Below are 16255 nucleotides of genomic sequence, written 5' to 3'. Positions count from 1 at the left end.
GCAGAGGCAAAGCTGCGGCTGAATGGAGGGCATGAGCCCCTCCGAGGGTACGCACCCTCCCGAGCCCGCCGAACCCTCCCAGTCCTCTCAGCCCTCCCCGACCTCTCAGTCCTCCCAGTCCGCCGAGCCTTCGGCGGATCAGGCGGCGCTGCCCGCCGTCGCCCCGCAACTGCGGGCCCTGCGCCAGCGGGCCTCCCTCACCCTGGAGGCCGCGGCCCGCGCCGCCTCGCTGTCGCCCGCCCATCTCTCCCGGCTGGAGACCGGGCAGCGGCAGCCCTCGCTGCCGATGCTGCTCGCGCTGGCCCGCGTCTACGGTACGACCGTCTCGGAGCTGCTCGGTGAGACCGTCGCCGAGCGGGACGCCGTGCTGCGCGCGCCCGACATGGAACCCACGCGGGCCGGTGGCTGGACGTACTGGCAGGCGGGCGCGTCCGGGCGCGGGATGCAGGCGCTGCGCGTCCATGTGCCGCACGGTTCGCAGGGCGACATCGTGCGGGTGCACCCCGGTGAGGAGTGGCTCTACGTCCTCAAGGGGCGGCTGCGGCTGCGCCTCGGGGACGCCGCGCATCTGCTGGCGCCCGGGGACAGCGCGCACTTTGACTCGCTGACCCCGCACCGCATCGCGGCCGCCGACCACGACGGCGCCGATCTCCTGTTCGTCCACACCCTGCTGCAGAGCCCGACCGCGGCGCTGTGCCTCGGGCCGATCACCCCCGGAGAGACCCCATGACCGACCTGGAAGAGAAGTTCCCCCGCGCCCTGTGGGTGCGGCTCATCATCTACATCGCGGTCGGCCATGTCTTCGCGGCCTTCATCTATCTGCTGTTCGAGCTGGGAGCCAAGCAGTAGCGGTGGGCCGGTCGTCGGTCGTCGGCCGCGGGCTAGTCGAGGAGGCGCTCGCGCAGGCGCTCCCGGGTTTCCGGGGTGAGCTTCAGGCCCTGCTCCAGGTAGGTGTCCACATCGCCCCAGGTCTCGTCGATGGTGTCGAAGGCCGCCTGGAGGTACTCGGCGCGGGCGTCGAAGAGGGGGCTGAGCAGCTCCATGACCTCCGGGGAGTAGGCGCTCGCGGCGCTGCTGCTGCGGTGCACCTTGTAGCGGCGGTGCTTGGCGTTCGACTCCAGATAGTCGGCGATGATGGCCTCGCGCTCCACGCCCAGGGCGAGGAGGGTGATCGCGACGGAGAGGCCCGCGCGGTCCTTGCCCGCCGCACAGTGCATCAGCGCCGGCACGCTGTCCTCGGCCAGCGCGTGCAGCACCCGGGAGTGCTCGGCCGTGCGGTCCTTGATGATCCGCCGGTAGGAGGCGATCATCCGGCCGGCTCCCTTGCCGTCGTCCAACAGCGCCCGCAGCTGGTCCAGGTCGCCGTCGCGGACCATCTTCCAGAACTCGGCGCCGTCCGCCGGGTCGCTCAGCGGCAGGTTCACATTGAGCACGCCGGGCAGCTCGACGTCCGGGCCCTCCAGCTTCTGGTCGGCCGCGTTGCGGAAGTCGAAGACCGTGTGCAGGCCCAGGGAGTCCAGGAACGCGGCGTCCTCGTCGGTCGCGTGCGCCAGGTGGCCACTGCGGAACAGCACTCCGTGACGCACCCGGCGGCCGTCCACGGTCGGCAGACCGCCCACGTCCCGGAAATTGCGCACTCCGGTCAGCTCCGGCTCGGTCGACGGGATCTGCTGCGTCACGGGGGCTCCCTCCCATCCGGCCGCCGGCGCCGAGCGCAGACGGGCACGCACTCGACATCGAGGCGCGCACTCGACGATACGACATGGGTGCGTACGCCAATGAGTTGTCCACAGGCGGGTGCGAGAGGTCCGCAGAAGTTGTCCACAGGCGCTCGGCCGACGCGGCGGCGGTTGTCCACAGGCGCCGCCGAGCGTCCGTGACGACCTGCGATGATGTCGAAGCCCGATCGCACCTGTTCGAATCTGTGGGGTCTTGATGTTGGAAATCGGCGCAGACGGCCGGACCTGGCTTCTCACCGGGCCCAGGAGCAGTTATGCCCTGCGGCTCACGGAGAACGACGAACTGCTGCACCTGCACTGGGGTCCCCGGATCGCCCTCGCCGACGCCGAGGAGCTGGCCGCCCGGCAGCAGTTGCCGTACTGGCCGTTCGAGGCCCCGGTCGACGGTCACGAGGAGTACCCCGTCGAGGGCGGCCCCCGCTTCACCCGTCCCGCGCTCTCCGTGCGCACGGACGAGCGGCGCGGCACCGAGTGGACCTTCCAGGGGCACGAGGCCGAGGGCGACGAGCTGCGGCTGCGGTTCGGCGACGACGGACTCGGGATCACCCTGCACTACCGGATGCGCGACGACGTGGTCGAGCGCTGGGTGACCCTCGCCAACGAAGGGCCGGCGGTGGAGCTGCTGCGGGCCGACTCGGCGACCTGGACGCTGCCGCCGCTCTCGGAGGAGTCCTGGCGCCTCTCCCAGCTGCACGGGCGGTGGGCGGCGGAGTCCCGGCTCGTGCGCGGCGACCTGACCTACGGCGAGAAGGTCATCGGCAGCCGGCGCGGCCACACCGGGCACCAGCACCTGCCCTGGGTCGCCCTGGACACCGACGCCACCGAGGAGCGCGGCGAGGTGTACGGCTGCGCCCTGGGCTGGTCGGGGTCCTGGCGGATCGCGGTCGCCCAACTCCCGGACGCGCGCGTGCAGATCACCGGCGGCGCCGGATACGACGAGTCCGGACTGCTGCGGCTGGACACGGGGGAGACGTTCACCACGCCCGTCTTCGCCGGCCTGTGGAGCGACGGCGGCTTCGGCGGGGCCAGCCGCGCCTGGCACGCCTACCAGCGGACGTACGTCATCCCGGACGCGGACCAGGACCGGCCGGTGCTCTTCAACTCCTGGGAGGCCACCGAGTTCGACATCTCCGAGGACCAGCAGGGGACGCTGGCGCGGGCGGCGGCGGCCATCGGGGTCGAGCTGTTCGTGGTGGACGACGGCTGGTTCGGGAACCGTACGAGCGACCGCGCCGGGCTCGGCGACTGGGCGCCCAATCCGGACCGCTTCCCCAAGGGGCTCAAGCCGCTCGCCGACTATGTGCACGCCCTCGGGATGCAGTTCGGTATCTGGGTCGAGCCGGAAATGGTCAATCCGGACAGCGAGCTGTACCGGGCGCACCCCGAATGGGCACAGTTCCAACCGGGACGAAAGCGGACGGAGCTGCGCAATCAGCTCGTTCTCAATCTCGCCCGCGAGGACGTCCAGGAATACCTCTGGGAGCGGCTGGACGCACTGCTCTCCAGCGCGCCGATCGACTATGTGAAGTGGGACTTCAACCGCTGCTTCACCGATGCCGGCTGGCCCGGTGAGCCGTATCCGCAGAAGCTGTGGGTCGAGCATGTGCGTGCCTTCTACGCCCTGCTGGACCGGCTGCGGGCCGCGCACCCGGGGGTGGCCTTCGAGTCGTGCTCGGGCGGCGGCGGCCGGATCGACCTCGGGGTGATGGCGCGGACGGACCAGGTGTGGACCTCCGACAACACCGACCCGCTGGACCGGCTCGCCATCCAGCACGGCTTCAGCCAGATCCACCCGGCCCGGGCCATGGCCGCCTGGGTCACCGACAGCCCGAACAACCAGCTCAACGGCCGGGTCAGCTCGCTGCGGTTCCGGTTCGTCAGCGCCATGGCCGGGGTGCTCGGCGTCGGCGGTGACCTCACCGAGTGGACCGAGGAGGAGCTGGCCGAGGCGCGCGGCTGGGTCGAGCTGTACAAGGAGATCCGGCCGGTCGTGCAGCGTGGTGATCTCTACCGGCTGCGGCCCCCGGCGGGCGGGCTGAGCGCCGTGCAGTACGTCCACGGGGACGAGGTCGTGGTCCTCGCCTGGCTCCAGGCCCAGCACTACGGCGAGCCGCTCGGCCCGCTCCGGCTGCGCGGACTCGACCCGGAAGGCAGGTATGAATGCCGCGAAACGGGCGAAGTGTACCGAGGGGCGGTGCTGTTGCATCACGGGGTGCGGACGGGGCTGCGTGGTGACTTTGATGCGGCAGTTATCCGCCTGCGTCGCACTTGAGTGAACTGTCCGAAATGCAGCCGTAATTCCAACAAGCCCTGGAATAAAGCCTACTGGTCCGTAGGGGCGTGAGCAGCGTCATATTCGTGACGTTCCGCTGTCGTCATGTGCACGTAATTCGTGGGCTTTTCCAGGGCGGTTGATAAATGTCCAAGACCGGTCTTTTACGGAGCGTGATCGTGGATTGATGTAAGGATCAGGGAGGAAGACGCACAGGAAGTCCCAATGGTTGTCTCTGTGGGCACAAGTCGCTTACGTTCGGCGTCAATCCGGACGGACGCCCAATCCTGCCGCCGACCGGAGCCGCGTACCGACCCGATCCACGGCAGGAGCGGGGGACCCACAGGAATCACCGCCTGTTCCGGTTCCCGGAACGGCTAGGGGTAAAGCCGTGCGCAAGCACGGCCGGACATCTCCAGTCCGCACCCGACAGCTCACCTCGCAGGCGCCGGAGAGGAATTCGCCATGCCCGCGAAGGGTAAGCACCGCCGTCCGAAGTCCCAGCGTTTCACCCGCTCGATCGCCGCCGCCGGGACCGGTGGCGCGGCGCTCGCGCTGCCCCTGATCGGAGCCGCCGGCGCCCACGCCGCGACCCCGGCTGCCGCCGTGTCCGGGGTGTCCGAGAAGACGGCCACCCTCACCGCCGAGAAGGCCGCGGCTGAGGCGGGCGCGCGGATCGAGCAGGCCGAGAAGGCCGCGCAGGCGGAGAAGAGCACCACCAAGAAGGCGGCGACCAAGACCTACTCGGTCAAGGTCGGCGACTACCTCGCGAAGATCGCGGACGAGCAGGACGTCGAGGGCGGCTGGAAGCAGCTGTACTCGGACAACCGCACCGCGATCGGCTCCGACCCGTCGCTCATCCACCCGGGACTCAAGCTCAGCATCGGCGGCCAGGCCGCCTCGGGCGGTTCGTCGCAGTCGTCGAAGCCGCAGCTGTCGCAGTCCTCGAAGGCCGCCGAGTCCTCCGAGTCCTCGAAGTCGTCCACGTCCTCCGGCTCGGCGAAGCAGGAGTCGAAGGACACCCAGGCGTCGACCTCCACGTCGAGCAACCAGTCCTCGTCGTCCAGCGGCGCCGGCTTCAGCGTGCCGATCCAGGGCGCCACCGTCGGCACCGCGTACAAGACCGCCGGCAGCATGTGGTCCAGCGGCTACCACACGGGCGTCGACTTCGTGGCCCCGACCGGGACCAGCCTCAAGGCCGTCGGCGCGGGCACCGTCGTCTCCGCCGGCTGGGGCGGCGCGTACGGCAACCAGGTCGTCATCAAGCTCGCCGACGGCTACTACGCCCAGTACGCCCACCTGTCCTCGCTCTCGGTCTCCGCGGGCCAGTCCGTGACCGGCGGCCAGCAGATCGGCCTCTCCGGCGCCACCGGCAACGTCACCGGGCCGCACCTCCACTTCGAGATCCGGACCAGCCCGAACTACGGCTCGGACATCGACCCGCTGGCCTACCTCCGCTCGAAGGGCGTCAGCGTCTGACGGCATCTCCGTCCGCCGTACACGCCGCAGGCCGGTTCCCGTAATCGGGGGCCGGCTTTCGGCGTTTTCCGACCGCCGTGGTCCTTGTCGTCGTGTTGCGGTCCCGTGGCACGGCCGAGAGGGGTCTCGACAGTGCCGCCCGACACGGGAAGAGTGATCCTTGTAAGCGCTTTCTGCCCGTGCGAAGGAGCGTCATGACCACCCGTAGAGCTTTCGGAGTCCTCGCGGCCGGTGCCGCTCTCGCGGCGCTCGCCCCGGCGGGCACCGCGTCCGCGCACACGCCCCGGCGGCGCGGCCGGCTGATCGCCGCCGACGACTTCCGGCACGGGCTCGGGCAGTGGGCCGTGGAGTTGGAGCGGGGCGGCGCCGTCACGGCCGCGCGCGGTGTGCTGGAGGTCGATGTGCCGGCCGGGGCCACGGTCTGGTTCAGGCGGAGGCTGGAGGGGCCGTACGCCGTCGAGTACACGGCCACACCCGTCTCGGCGGGCGGGGCCAACGACCGGGTCTCCGACCTCAACAACTTCTGGAACGCCGTCGATGTGCGCTCGCCCGGTGATCTCTTCGCCACTCCGCGCGGCGGCGCACTCGCCGAGTACGACTATCTGAAGACGTATTACGTCGGATACGGGGCCAACACCAATACGACGACGCGGTTGCGCCGGTATGTGGGTGAGGCGGGTGTGCGGCCGTTGATCTACGACTACACCGAGCCGTTGCTCGTCGCGAACGAGCCGAACCGCGTGCGGATCGTCTCCGACGGGTCGACGGTGCGGTGGTGGAACAACGGGCGGCTCGTGTTCGACTACGTCGACCCGGCGCCGTACACGGGTGGGCACTTCGGGTTCCGGACCACGTGGAGCCACTTCCGGATCGAGGACTTCCGGGTGTGGAGGACGGGCGGGCGACACTGATGGCCTGGTGTATTCCGGCTTGACCAACACTTGACGCGTGGTCTATCTCACCGACCGTCAAGCCCTTATTACGGTCGCGTAGGTCACATCGGAAGGTGAATCATGGGCCGATGTGGCAGACGATTCGAATGACAGCAGAGCGATGATCGGGTCGTACGTGGCGCTGGGGGACAGCTTCTCCGAGGGCGTCGGCGACCCCGGGCCCGATGGGCGGTTCGTCGGCTGGGCCGACCGGTTCGCGGTGCTTCTCGCGGACCGGGTGCCCGAGGGCGACTTCGACTACACCAACCTGGCCGTGCGGGGGAAGCTCCTCGACCAGATCGTGGAGGACCAGGTGCCCCGGGCCCTGGAACTCGCGCCGGACCTCGTCTCCTTCTGTGCGGGCGGCAACGACATCATCCGTCCCGGCACCGATCCCGACGAGGTCGCCGAGCGGTTCGAGCGGGCCGTGGTCCGGCTCACCTCGGCCGTCGGCACGGTCATGGTGACCACCGGGTTCGACACCCGTGACGTGCCGGTGCTGAGGCATCTGCGGGGCAAGATCGCCACGTACAACCTGCATGTACGGGCCATCGCCGACCGGTACGGGTGTCCCGTGCTGGACCTGTGGTCGCTCAAGACCGTGCAGGACCGCCGGGCCTGGGATCTGGACCGGCTGCATCTGTCGCCGGAGGGGCACACGCGGGTCGCGCTGCGGGCCGGGCAGGTGCTGGGTGTCGACATTCCGGCGGATCCCGACCAGCCGTGGCCGCCGTTGCCGCCGCGCGGGACGCTGGAGATGCGGCGGGACAACATCCAGTGGGCGCGGGAGTATCTGGTTCCGTGGATCGGGCGGAGGCTGCGCGGGGAGTCGTCCGGGGACCATGTGTCGGCGAAGGGGCATCTGTCGCCGGACGACATCAAGATGCGGATCAGGTCTGTGGCCTGAGGGCGCCTCACTCCGGTGTCGGCGCCTGATCGCCGTGGGGCGGCTGCTTCGTGGGCGGCGTTCTGTGCGTCGTGGTTGACCGCGCAGTTCCCCGCGCCCCGGACGGGGCGCGGCCTCGGCTTCGTTCAGCGTGTCGACGCCGTCAAGGTCTCGCGGGTCAGGCCCAGTTCGTGGGCCAGGGCCTCGTCGGCCCAGTGCTGGGCACGGGTTCGGGAGACGGCTCCGTCGTAGGCGGTCAGCTGGACGGCCAGGCCGTCCAGGAGGGCGGTGAGGCGGAGGGCCGTGGCCGCGGGGTCGGGGCAGTGGAACTCCTCGGCGGCCACACCGGCTTCGATGACCTCGGTGAGGGCGGCCTTCCACTGCCGGTCCAGGTCGCGGGTGACCTCGCGCAGGGCCGGTTCGCGCAGGGAGGCCGCCCAGCCCTCGATCCACAGGCGCCACCCCTTGGCCTGGCCGGTCGGGGCGTACCAGCGGACCGCCGTCCGCAGCCGGCGCAGCGCCGTGGTGCGGCGGCCCAGGAGCTTGCGGAGATGGGCGAGATCGTCCTCGGCGGCGTACCGGAAGGCCTCGGCCACCAGCCTCTCCTTGGTCGAGAAGTGGTAGAGCACCAAGGCGTTGCTCACCCCGAGGACCGCGGCCACGTCGGCGATCCGTACCGCCGCCACGCCCCGCGCCTCGATCTGCTCGATGGCGGCCCGGAGCAGCTCCGTACGCCGCTCGGCCACACTCAACCGCACCCTGCCCACGCGGCAACCCTACCCAGGCCCACGGACGGTCGCCGCCGCGTTCCGGCCACCTCGGGGCGGGGCGATGACCGGAGGTGGCCGTGGCGGACGTGGTCAGCGGTGGCGGCCGAAACGGTCCGTGATCGCCGGGAGGCGGTCCGCGGCGATCGCGTGGGCGGCGGCCCGGGGCGTCGTGCCGTCGTGCGCGGCCCGGGTGAGCATCAGGTCGACGAGGGCGCGCATGGAGCGGCGGGTGTGGGCGAACGCCTCCTCCGCGGTGGGGCCGATGTCGCCGAACAGGGTCCACCACCACCAGGCGTTCGTCCCGGAGTTGACCACCACGTCCGGCAGGACGGTGACCCCGCGCGCGGTGAGCGACTCCTCGGCCGCCGGGAGCACGGGCATGTTGGCCGCCTCGACGATCAGCCGGGCGGTGACCCGGTGGTGGTTGGTGCTGTCGATGGCGTAGGAGACGGCCGCGGGGACCAGGACCTCGGCCTCGGTGGTCAGCCAGGCCTCGGCCGGGGCCTCACGGTCGGCCGGGCGGAGCACGCCGCGGTCGATCGTGCCGTGCGGGTCACGGGCGGCGAGCAGAGTCTCGACGTCCAGACCGGCCGGGTTGGTGATCGTGCCCTTGATGTCGGCGACGGCGACGACCGTGAGGCCGGCCCGGGCGAGGAAACGCGCGGTCGCCCCGCCCATGGTGCCCAGGCCCTGCACGGCGACCCGCGTCCCGGCGTACGGCGTACCGGCCCGGTCCAGGGCCGTGAGGACCGACTCGGCGACGCCGCAGCCGCCGACCAGCTCGTCCAGACCGATGCCGTCCACCTGGACCGCGAAGGCGTCCGCGAGGCGGCGCCGGGCCGTCTCCTCGTCGTCGAGCAGGGGGTACACCGCCTGGATCGTCGACACGAGCCCCGCCTCCGCCGCCGCGCGGTCGATCAGGTCCTGGGTGAGGCCGAGGTCCTCGCCGGTGGTCCAGAAGGCCTCGATGTACGGGCGCACCGCGCGCAGATAGCGGACGAGCACGCCGTACGCCTCCGGGTCCCGGGGGTCGCAGTCGATCCCGCCCTTGGCGCCGCCGAGCGGGACGTACCGGCCCTCGGGGTCGTAGTGCAGCGCCTCCTTCATGGTCATGCCACGGGCGAGCCCGGCGACCTCGTCCAGCGTGCAGCCCGGGCGCATCCGCAGTCCGCCGCTGGCGACCCCGCGCACCAGCCGGTCCACCACGAGGAAGCCCCGCCGGCCCGTGACGTGGTCGGTCCAGGTGAGCGAGAGGAAGGGGGGCGTGGTCATGGGGCTCCTCGGGACGGCGTGGAGGGGCGGTCGACGGTCGGCGGGAATGGGGATGGGGGGAACCGTGGGGCGTGGATCCGGGTGCGGGCGGCGGGAACAAAGGCGGCTACTGAATAGTTGGTCAGTATTGCATCGCGTGGGGACGGGTCGGGCCCGGCGCTGTCACAGGGGCGGCCCATAATGGGATGCCTGAGCGAATTCACCTGGAGGTGCCGTGTCCGGTTCCGGATCCCGTTCTCTCAGCTCGGGGCTGCGCGCCGCGCGGCCGGCCGCGTTCGGCGCGGACCCGAGCGGTGCCCGGCTGGAGCGGATCCGTAGATCCCCGCATTTCGCGAACGGGGTCTTCGTGAATCCCGAGGGGGCCAGTATCCGCCCCTCCGGCAGTGCCGCGATGGAGATGGCGAAGAGCTACTTCCGCAAGGACGAGCGGGTGCGGCGGGCCCCGGCGGGCCTGATCCCCGTCCACTCCACGACCCTTGCCGACCTGGCCAGACCCCCGGCGAGCGGGCTGCGGATCACATGGATGGGCCATTCCAGTGTGCTCGCCGAGATCGACGGGCACCGGGTGCTCTTCGATCCGGTCTGGGGCGAGCGCTGCTCCCCGTTCGCCTTCGCCGGTCCCAAGCGGCTGCACCCCGTGCCGGTGCCGCTGGCCGCGCTCGGCCCGGTCGACGTCGTCGTCATCTCGCACGACCACTACGACCATCTGGACATGCCGTCGATCAAGGAACTGGCCGGTACGGACACGGTCTTCGCCGTGCCGCTCGGCGTGGGCGCGCATCTGGAGCACTGGGGCGTCTCCGCGGACCGGATCCGCGAACTGGACTGGCACGAGGCGACGAAGGTCGGCGGCCTCACCCTGACCGCGACCCCCGCCCGGCACTTCTGCGGCCGGGGCCTGCGCAACACCCAGCACACGCTGTGGGCCTCCTGGGTCGTCGCCGGTGACGAGCACCGGATCTACCACAGCGGCGACACCGGGTACTTCGACGGCTTCAAGGACATCGGCGCCGAGCACGGCCCGTTCGACATCACCATGATCCAGGTCGGCGCCTATTCGGAGTTCTGGCCTGACATCCACATGACGCCCGACGAGGGCTTGCAGACCCATCTCGACCTCCAGGGCGGCGAGCCCGGCGGCGTGATGATGCCGATCCACTGGGCGACGTTCAACCTGGCGATGCACGCCTGGGCCGAGCCCGGCGAGCGCATGATGTGGGCCACGCACGGCGCGGGGGTCACCATGGCCGCACCGCGGCCGGGGGCGCCGTTCGAGCCGAAGAGCACACCGCCGGTCGACCCGTGGTGGCGCGCTGTCGCCCAGCAGCCGGTGGGCGGCTGGGCCGCGTGGCCGCCCGTGGAGGAGCGGCTGGACCTGGTGGCCGAGGGCGGAGAAGCCGGAAGTCAGTCGGGAATTCTCCCGACAGGGTGATTTTTCGATTGACGTCGAGGGCCGGGGAGCAATGCGCTCCCCGGCCCTCGACGTATGTTCTCGACCTTTTCTGACCGTCTCTGATCGGAATTCAGGCATAGAGGGAATCCGGCAGGAACAGGCGTCCGAAGAATTATCGGACTGTCGCACGAGCCCTCATACCAGAGCGGGACGCATTGCGGAGCTATTTGTCAACTGCGCATCGCACATGACGCGTTGGCGACTACTGTGAGTTGCCGTCGGACGACGCTGTGCCGAATTCTTCGACTCTCGCGACCGACACGCGAGGGCGCATGCCCAAGTCGCCCGGACGCGGCACCCCCCCCACGCCCAGACGGACCAGTACGAGGACGCTGATGTCTCACCTTCGCGCACCGGCCGCCCGCGCAGACCGCCGTGAGGGCGGGCGGCACGGGCGATCGGCCCCCCGCGCCGTCCCCTCACTGCCCGAGTCACCGCCCGAGATCCACATACGGCCACAACTGGTGCGCCTCGCGGTCCTGCCCCCCACCGCGGTCGCCCTCAGCGCCTGCGCCGCCGTCCTCTTCACCGTCCGCGCCGGCGGCGCCCGCCCCAGCCTCACCCTGTGGGCGGTCCTCGCCGGAGCCGCCGCGGTCGCCCTCGCCGGCATCGCGATCGCCGCCCTGGCCGCCACCCGCACCGCCAAGTCCGTCCGCGAACGCCTGGGCGCCCTGCGGCAGGTCAGCACCAGGAGCGCGGACGAGCTGCGCGACCTCGTCGACGCGCTCCGGCGCGGTGACCAGCCGCCCGCGCGCGGGCCCCGCCTCAAACCCGCCGCGGGCGCCGACGACTTCGAACTGCTCACCGCCGACCTGACCCGCGCCCACGACAGCGCCGTCACCGCCGTCGTCCAGGCCTCCCAGCTCTCCAGCCAGGCCGGCAGCGAACAGAAGCTCGAAGTGTTCGTGAACCTGGCGCGGCGGCTGCAGTCCCTCGTCCAGCGCGAGATCTCCATCCTCGACGACCTGGAGAACGAGATCGAGGACCCCGATCTCCTCAAGGGCCTCTTCCACGTCGACCACCTCGCCACCCGCATCCGCCGCCACGCCGAGAACCTCGCCGTGCTCGGCGGCGCCGTCTCCCGCCGCCAGTGGAGCAACCCCGTCTCCATGACCGAGGTGCTGCGCTCCGCGATCGCCGAGGTCGAGCAGTACTCCCGGGTCAAGCTGGTGCCCCCGGTCGACGGCACCCTGCGCGGGCACGCCGTCGCCGACGTCATCCATCTCCTCGCCGAACTCGTCGAGAACGCCACGGTGTTCTCCGCCCCGCACACCCAGGTCCTGCTCCGCGCCAACCTCGTCACCTCCGGGCTGGCCGTCGAGGTGGAGGACCGCGGGCTCGGCATGCCCGTCACCGAGCAGAACAAGATGAACGCCCTGCTCGCCGACCCCGACCAGGTCAACGTGGCCAGCCTTCTCCAGGACGGCCGGATCGGTCTCTTCGTGGTCTCCCAGCTGGCCCGCCGCCATGGCATCCAGGTCCGGCTGCAGACCAACATCTACGGCGGGGTCCAGGCCGCGTTCGTCGTCCCGCAGGGTCTGCTCGGGGCCGAGCAGGGCGACCTGCCGCAGCACCAGCCGCACACCGAGCAGAGCACCGGCGTACGGCGCCCGGACGCGCCGCGGCACATGCATCCGGTCACTCCCCAGCGGGTCCCCGGCCCCGGGGACCGTGCGGCGACCGACCGGCCCGGCGGCACCGGCACCGGCCAGCCCCTGCGCTCGGTGTCCGCGCAGCCCTTGCGCTCCGCCCCGGGGCCGACCCGCGCCTCCGTGCCCCGGCAGCAGGGCCCCGGCCGGGGCGGCGACCGGCAGGGACCGGGCCGAGGCGGCTCCGGGCCGACGCCGCTGCCGGTGCGCGGTGCGCGGGACGAGCGGCCCAACCCGGCCGAGGCCGTGCCCGGCGTCCGCCCCGACGACCGGCGGACCGTGGACGACAACGCCGGCACGCCTCCGACCCCCCGGGCCGGCGGCGCCGTCCGCGGCACCATGGGCAAGCCCCAGCTGCCGCGCCGCCGCGCCCAGCAGCACATCGTCCCCCAGCTCCGCGGCGGGCCCGCGCCCACGCCCCGCCAGGACCCCGACCACTACATCGGCCACGACCCCGGCCTCATGGCCGCCTTCCAGCGCGGCATCGGGCTCGCCGAGGCCCGCCAGCTGGAGAACACCGACTGGGACACGTCGTCCCTGGACACGGCGTCCCTGGACACGACCTCCCTCGATACGACCTCCCTGGACACGACCTCGCTCGACACCCCGTCCCACGGCACGGCGCCCGCGGACCTGACACCCCCGGCCCCGGACGCCGCGTCCCGCATTGACACGGGCCAACTCGACACGGGCCGACTGAACATGGGTCGGCTTGACGCGGGCGGCTCCGACACCGGTCGGCTTGACTTGGGCGGCTGCGGCACAGGTCGGCCTGACTTGGGCGGGTCCGGCACGGGTCGGCTTGACGCGGGCGGCTCCGGCACCAGTGGGTCGAACTCCGGTGGTTTGGACGGCGGTTGGTCGGAGGTTGGTGGCCCGGACGGGGGTCGGTTGGACTCGGGCCGCCTGGAGGCCGGGCGCCGGGAGCAGGGCGGATCGGGCACGAGTCGCTCCGCTACGGGCGGCCTTGACGCCGGTGGGTTGAACTCGGGCCGCGCAGAAGCCGGTTGGTTGGACGCTGGTACCTCGGCCGGGGGGCGGATGGACATGGGCCGCCTGGAGGCCGGGCGCCGGGAGCAGGGCGGATCGGGTACGGGCGGCCTCGACACTGGTCGGCTGAACTCGGTCGGCGCGGACGCCGGTTGGCCGGAGGCCGATGGCCCCGACGGGGGCCGGCTGGACATGGGTCGCCTGGAGGCCTTGCGTTCGGGGCCGGGCCCATCGGACACCGGGCTACGGGACATGGGCCAGCCGGGCACTGGCGGCCCAGGCACCGTGGGCCCAGGAACCGTCCGGCCAGGCGCCGGCGGTGCGGACGCTGGGCGTTCAGGTTCGGTGGCGTATCGCGGTGTCATGCACGTGGACGCGTTCCGTAGGGAGTCGGCTCACAGGGACGCCACCCACGGTGACGTGACCCACAGGGAGCCGGCGCACAGAGACGCCACCCACGCGGACGCCGGCCACGACGATGGCGGTCGGGCTCTGGGTGGGCAGGCCAGGGGCGTCGCCCCCATAGCCGTACCGCCGTCGGTGCTCGACGCGGCGCGGGATCTCACGTCCCGGCAGGACGGGAGCACACCGGCCGGATGACCATCTCCAACGGCACAACCCCCCGCAGGACCGCGACCCCACGGACCACCCCCGTCACGGTCCCCACCCCCTCCGCTCCCGCAGACCAACGCACCCCTAGGAGTCGATCCACCATGGCGAGCGATGCGCCGACCGGCCAGGTATCCGATCTCGACTGGCTGATGAGCGGCCTCGTCCAGCGTGTACCGCACACCACCAGTGCCGTGCTGCTCTCCTGCGACGGGCTGGTGAAGTCGGTCCACGGCCTCGATCCGGACAGCGCCGACCACATGGCGGCGCTGGCCTCCGGCCTGTACTCCCTCGGACGCAGCGCGGGCGTCCGGTTCGGCGACGGCGGCGACGTCCGCCAGGTCGTCGTCGAACTCGCCTCGACCCTGCTGTTCGTCTCCACCGCCGGCTCCGGCACCTGCCTCGCCGTGCTCGCCGGCCGCGAGGCCGACGCCGCCGTCCTCGGCTACGAGATGGCCATGCTGGTCAAGAGCGTCCGCCCCTACCTGGTCACCCAGCCCCGGCAAGCCGCCGAACCCTCCGCGATGAGGCCTTGAGCGTGCCCGCGGCCGGCGACGGACCTCTGTACGACGACGCCGCCGGGCGTCTGGTGCGCCCCTACACCGTCATCAACGGCCGGACCCGGCCGACCACCGCGCTCGATCTCCTCTCACAGGTGATGGCCACCGGGGCGACCCCCCTCGGCTATCTGGGCCCTGAACACGCACAGGCACTCGACCTGTGCCGGGCACCCGTCTCGGTCGCCGAGGTCGCCGCTCACCTCAAGCTGCCGGCGGCGGTCACCAAGGTGCTGCTGTCCGACCTCGTCGACTGCGGGGCCCTCACCACCAAGCCCCCGGTTTTCCACCACAACCCGACAGACCGGTCTCTTCTGGAGGCAGTGCTCGATGGACTACGACGACAGCTCTGACCCCTTTCCCACCGCACTCAAAATCCTGGTGGCGGGCGGGTTCGGAGTCGGCAAGACGACCTTCGTCGGCGCGGTGAGCGAGATCGCGCCGCTGAGCACGGAGGAACTGCTCACCACCGTGAGCGAGGCCACCGACAATCTCGACGGCATCGAGAACAAGGTCGAGACGACCGTCGCGATGGACTTCGGCCGCATCACCCTCGACCCCCGCCATGTGCTCTATCTGTTCGGCACCCCCGGACAGCAGCGGTTCTGGTTCATGTGGGACGAACTCTCCGAGGGCGCCCTCGGAGCGGTCATCCTCGCCGACACCCGGCGCCTGGAGGACTGTTTCGCCGCGGTCGACTTCTTCGAGCAGCGCGGCCTCGGTTTCATCGTCGCCATCAACGAGTTCGACGGCTCCTTCCGCTACGACGCCGACGAGGTACGGGCCGCCCTCGACCTCGACCCGGAGATCCCCGTCGTCTGCTGCGACGCCCGGATCTCCAGTTCGGGCGTGCAGACCCTACTCACCCTCGTACGGCACCTCCTCGACCACACCCCGGCCCAGCTGCCGAGCCACGGAGCCCACACGTGACGTACGACCCGCCGCGTCCGGTCGGCCGGCTGCTGCTCACCCCCGAGGACCCCGGCGCCCCCGAACGCGTGGAGCGGCTGCGGCTGCTGGGGCTCGGAGCGTGCGCCGAACCGTCCTTCGACGCCTTCGCGGACCGCCTCGCCGAGGTCGCCGCGGTGCCGTACGCGATGGTCAACTTCATCGACGAGAACCGGCAGTTCTTCGCCGGACTGCATGTGTCGGCGGAGCCCACCGCGGAGACCACCGTGCTCGGCGTGGACCGGCGCCTCGCCCGTGACCACGGCTTCTGCCCCTATGTGGTGGTCCGCCGCAAGGGGCTCGTCCTCGAAGACGTGCGCGAATACCCGAAGTTCGCCGGCAATCCCGTCGTCGACGACCACGGCATCCGCTCCTACCTCGGCGCCCCGCTCCTCGACCGTACCGGTGTCGCCCTCGGCACGGTCTGTGTCATGGACGTCCAGCCGCGCCCCTGGGGCCGGGCGGGCCTGGAGACCATCAAGTCGATGGCCGCGGAACTCACCGCCCGCATCGAGGGACGGGAGGCGTTCCCGTGACGCCGGGCGCCCGGCACTTCATGGCAGATCGGCGGGGTGTGTGAAGGAAAGCTGCGGCGGAGGTTAAGAAAACCTCGATGGACCGGGGCGGCGCCGTACGGCAGATTGATCGGCGATCCCACCCCTCTCCCCGGTACGGGCGTGTTCGCCATGCCCCGCGCCG

14 protein-coding genes, 1 pseudogene and 1 riboswitch are annotated in these 16255 nt (G+C 71.4%); of the genes and pseudogenes, 12 read left to right on the top strand and 3 right to left on the bottom strand.

Features of this window, described 5'->3' with window-relative positions; genetic code table 11:
* Positions 1–31 precede the first annotated feature (31 nt).
* Complete coding sequence (locus ACZ7MG_RS22575) at positions 32–730, top strand: helix-turn-helix domain-containing protein (protein ID WP_471390943.1); 699 nt, start codon at positions 32–34, stop codon at positions 728–730.
* Entirely contained in the window at positions 727–849 is a 123-nt protein-coding gene (locus ACZ7MG_RS22570; protein ID WP_086753480.1) for a DUF6126 family protein, read from the top strand. Before ACZ7MG_RS22575 ends, ACZ7MG_RS22570 begins: the two co-directional genes overlap by 4 nt.
* A gap of 32 nt (positions 850–881) precedes the next feature.
* Here ACZ7MG_RS22570 and ACZ7MG_RS22565 read toward each other — a convergent pair whose 3' ends face one another.
* Positions 882–1679: a tyrosine-protein phosphatase gene (locus tag ACZ7MG_RS22565; protein ID WP_471390946.1), complete on the bottom strand. Its 798-nt coding sequence runs from the start codon at positions 1677–1679 to the stop codon at positions 882–884.
* Between the two features lie 256 nt (positions 1680–1935).
* Between ACZ7MG_RS22565 and ACZ7MG_RS22560 the strand changes: the two genes are divergently transcribed.
* The 4 genes from ACZ7MG_RS22560 (at position 1936) to ACZ7MG_RS22545 (ending at position 7329) form a co-directional block, all read left to right on the top strand.
* Positions 1936–4011 (top strand): alpha-galactosidase, encoded by a 2076-nt coding sequence (locus tag ACZ7MG_RS22560; RefSeq protein WP_471390948.1) that lies wholly within the window; start codon positions 1936–1938, stop codon positions 4009–4011.
* A gap of 302 nt (positions 4012–4313) precedes the next feature.
* A riboswitch (cyclic di-AMP (ydaO/yuaA leader) is annotated at positions 4314–4472 on the top strand.
* 4 nt (positions 4473–4476) lie between these two features.
* Positions 4477–5490, top strand: coding sequence for a M23 family metallopeptidase (locus ACZ7MG_RS22555; RefSeq protein ID WP_471390950.1), 1014 nt, complete (start codon positions 4477–4479; stop codon positions 5488–5490).
* Positions 5491–5684: 194 nt separating this feature from the next.
* Complete coding sequence (locus ACZ7MG_RS22550) at positions 5685–6401, top strand: DUF6250 domain-containing protein (RefSeq protein ID WP_471390953.1); 717 nt, start codon at positions 5685–5687, stop codon at positions 6399–6401.
* 142 nt (positions 6402–6543) lie between these two features.
* The gene (locus ACZ7MG_RS22545) at positions 6544–7329 is read left to right on the top strand and encodes an SGNH/GDSL hydrolase family protein (protein ID WP_471390956.1); all 786 of its coding nucleotides are present in this window, start codon (positions 6544–6546) and stop codon (positions 7327–7329) included.
* A 125-nt stretch (positions 7330–7454) separates the two neighbouring features.
* On the opposite strand, the gene ACZ7MG_RS22540 is transcribed toward ACZ7MG_RS22545, so the two are convergent.
* Both ACZ7MG_RS22540 and ACZ7MG_RS22535 read right to left on the bottom strand, forming a co-directional pair.
* On the bottom strand, positions 7455–8075 hold the full coding sequence (locus ACZ7MG_RS22540; protein WP_471390959.1) for a TetR/AcrR family transcriptional regulator: 621 nt from the start codon (positions 8073–8075) through the stop codon (positions 7455–7457).
* Between the two features lie 93 nt (positions 8076–8168).
* Positions 8169–9350: a Glu/Leu/Phe/Val dehydrogenase dimerization domain-containing protein gene (locus tag ACZ7MG_RS22535; protein ID WP_471390961.1), complete on the bottom strand. Its 1182-nt coding sequence runs from the start codon at positions 9348–9350 to the stop codon at positions 8169–8171.
* Positions 9351–9564: 214 nt separating this feature from the next.
* Between ACZ7MG_RS22535 and ACZ7MG_RS22530 the strand changes: the two genes are divergently transcribed.
* From ACZ7MG_RS22530 to ACZ7MG_RS22505, 6 genes and pseudogenes are all read left to right on the top strand, one after another.
* Positions 9565–10782, top strand: a complete 1218-nt coding sequence (locus tag ACZ7MG_RS22530; RefSeq protein WP_471390963.1) for an MBL fold metallo-hydrolase — start codon at positions 9565–9567, stop codon at positions 10780–10782.
* A gap of 356 nt (positions 10783–11138) precedes the next feature.
* A pseudogene (locus ACZ7MG_RS22525) lies at positions 11139–12959 on the top strand (sensor histidine kinase); the annotation flags it as partial.
* A 1196-nt stretch (positions 12960–14155) separates the two neighbouring features.
* On the top strand, positions 14156–14587 hold the full coding sequence (locus tag ACZ7MG_RS22520) for a roadblock/LC7 domain-containing protein (RefSeq protein ID WP_471390965.1): 432 nt from the start codon (positions 14156–14158) through the stop codon (positions 14585–14587).
* Between the two features lie 2 nt (positions 14588–14589).
* Entirely contained in the window at positions 14590–14961 is a 372-nt protein-coding gene (locus ACZ7MG_RS22515; RefSeq protein ID WP_471391348.1) for a DUF742 domain-containing protein, read from the top strand.
* Complete coding sequence (locus tag ACZ7MG_RS22510) at positions 14939–15538, top strand: GTP-binding protein (protein WP_471390968.1); 600 nt, start codon at positions 14939–14941, stop codon at positions 15536–15538. Before ACZ7MG_RS22515 ends, ACZ7MG_RS22510 begins: the two co-directional genes overlap by 23 nt.
* Positions 15535–16092, top strand: a complete 558-nt coding sequence (locus ACZ7MG_RS22505; protein ID WP_471390971.1) for a GAF domain-containing protein — start codon at positions 15535–15537, stop codon at positions 16090–16092. Before ACZ7MG_RS22510 ends, ACZ7MG_RS22505 begins: the two co-directional genes overlap by 4 nt.
* The last annotated feature ends 163 nt before the right edge of the window (positions 16093–16255 follow it).

The organism is Streptomyces sp. NPDC107538 (assembly GCF_055657445.1).
Note: the sequence above shows the minus strand (reverse complement) of the source record. Positions and strands in the feature narration are given on the sequence as shown.

Coding starts and splice junctions, on each gene's coding strand:
- ACZ7MG_RS22575 (WP_471390943.1), top strand. CDS start 32: ATGAGCCCCTCCGAGGGTACGCACCCTCCCGAGCCCGCCGAACCCTCC.
- ACZ7MG_RS22570 (WP_086753480.1), top strand. CDS start 727: ATGACCGACCTGGAAGAGAAGTTCCCCCGCGCCCTGTGGGTGCGGCTC.
- ACZ7MG_RS22560 (WP_471390948.1), top strand. CDS start 1,936: ATGTTGGAAATCGGCGCAGACGGCCGGACCTGGCTTCTCACCGGGCCC.
- ACZ7MG_RS22555 (WP_471390950.1), top strand. CDS start 4,477: ATGCCCGCGAAGGGTAAGCACCGCCGTCCGAAGTCCCAGCGTTTCACC.
- ACZ7MG_RS22550 (WP_471390953.1), top strand. CDS start 5,685: ATGACCACCCGTAGAGCTTTCGGAGTCCTCGCGGCCGGTGCCGCTCTC.
- ACZ7MG_RS22545 (WP_471390956.1), top strand. CDS start 6,544: ATGATCGGGTCGTACGTGGCGCTGGGGGACAGCTTCTCCGAGGGCGTC.
- ACZ7MG_RS22535 (WP_471390961.1), bottom strand. CDS start 9,350: ATGACCACGCCCCCCTTCCTCTCGCTCACCTGGACCGACCACGTCACG.
- ACZ7MG_RS22520 (WP_471390965.1), top strand. CDS start 14,156: ATGGCGAGCGATGCGCCGACCGGCCAGGTATCCGATCTCGACTGGCTG.
- ACZ7MG_RS22510 (WP_471390968.1), top strand. CDS start 14,939: ATGGACTACGACGACAGCTCTGACCCCTTTCCCACCGCACTCAAAATC.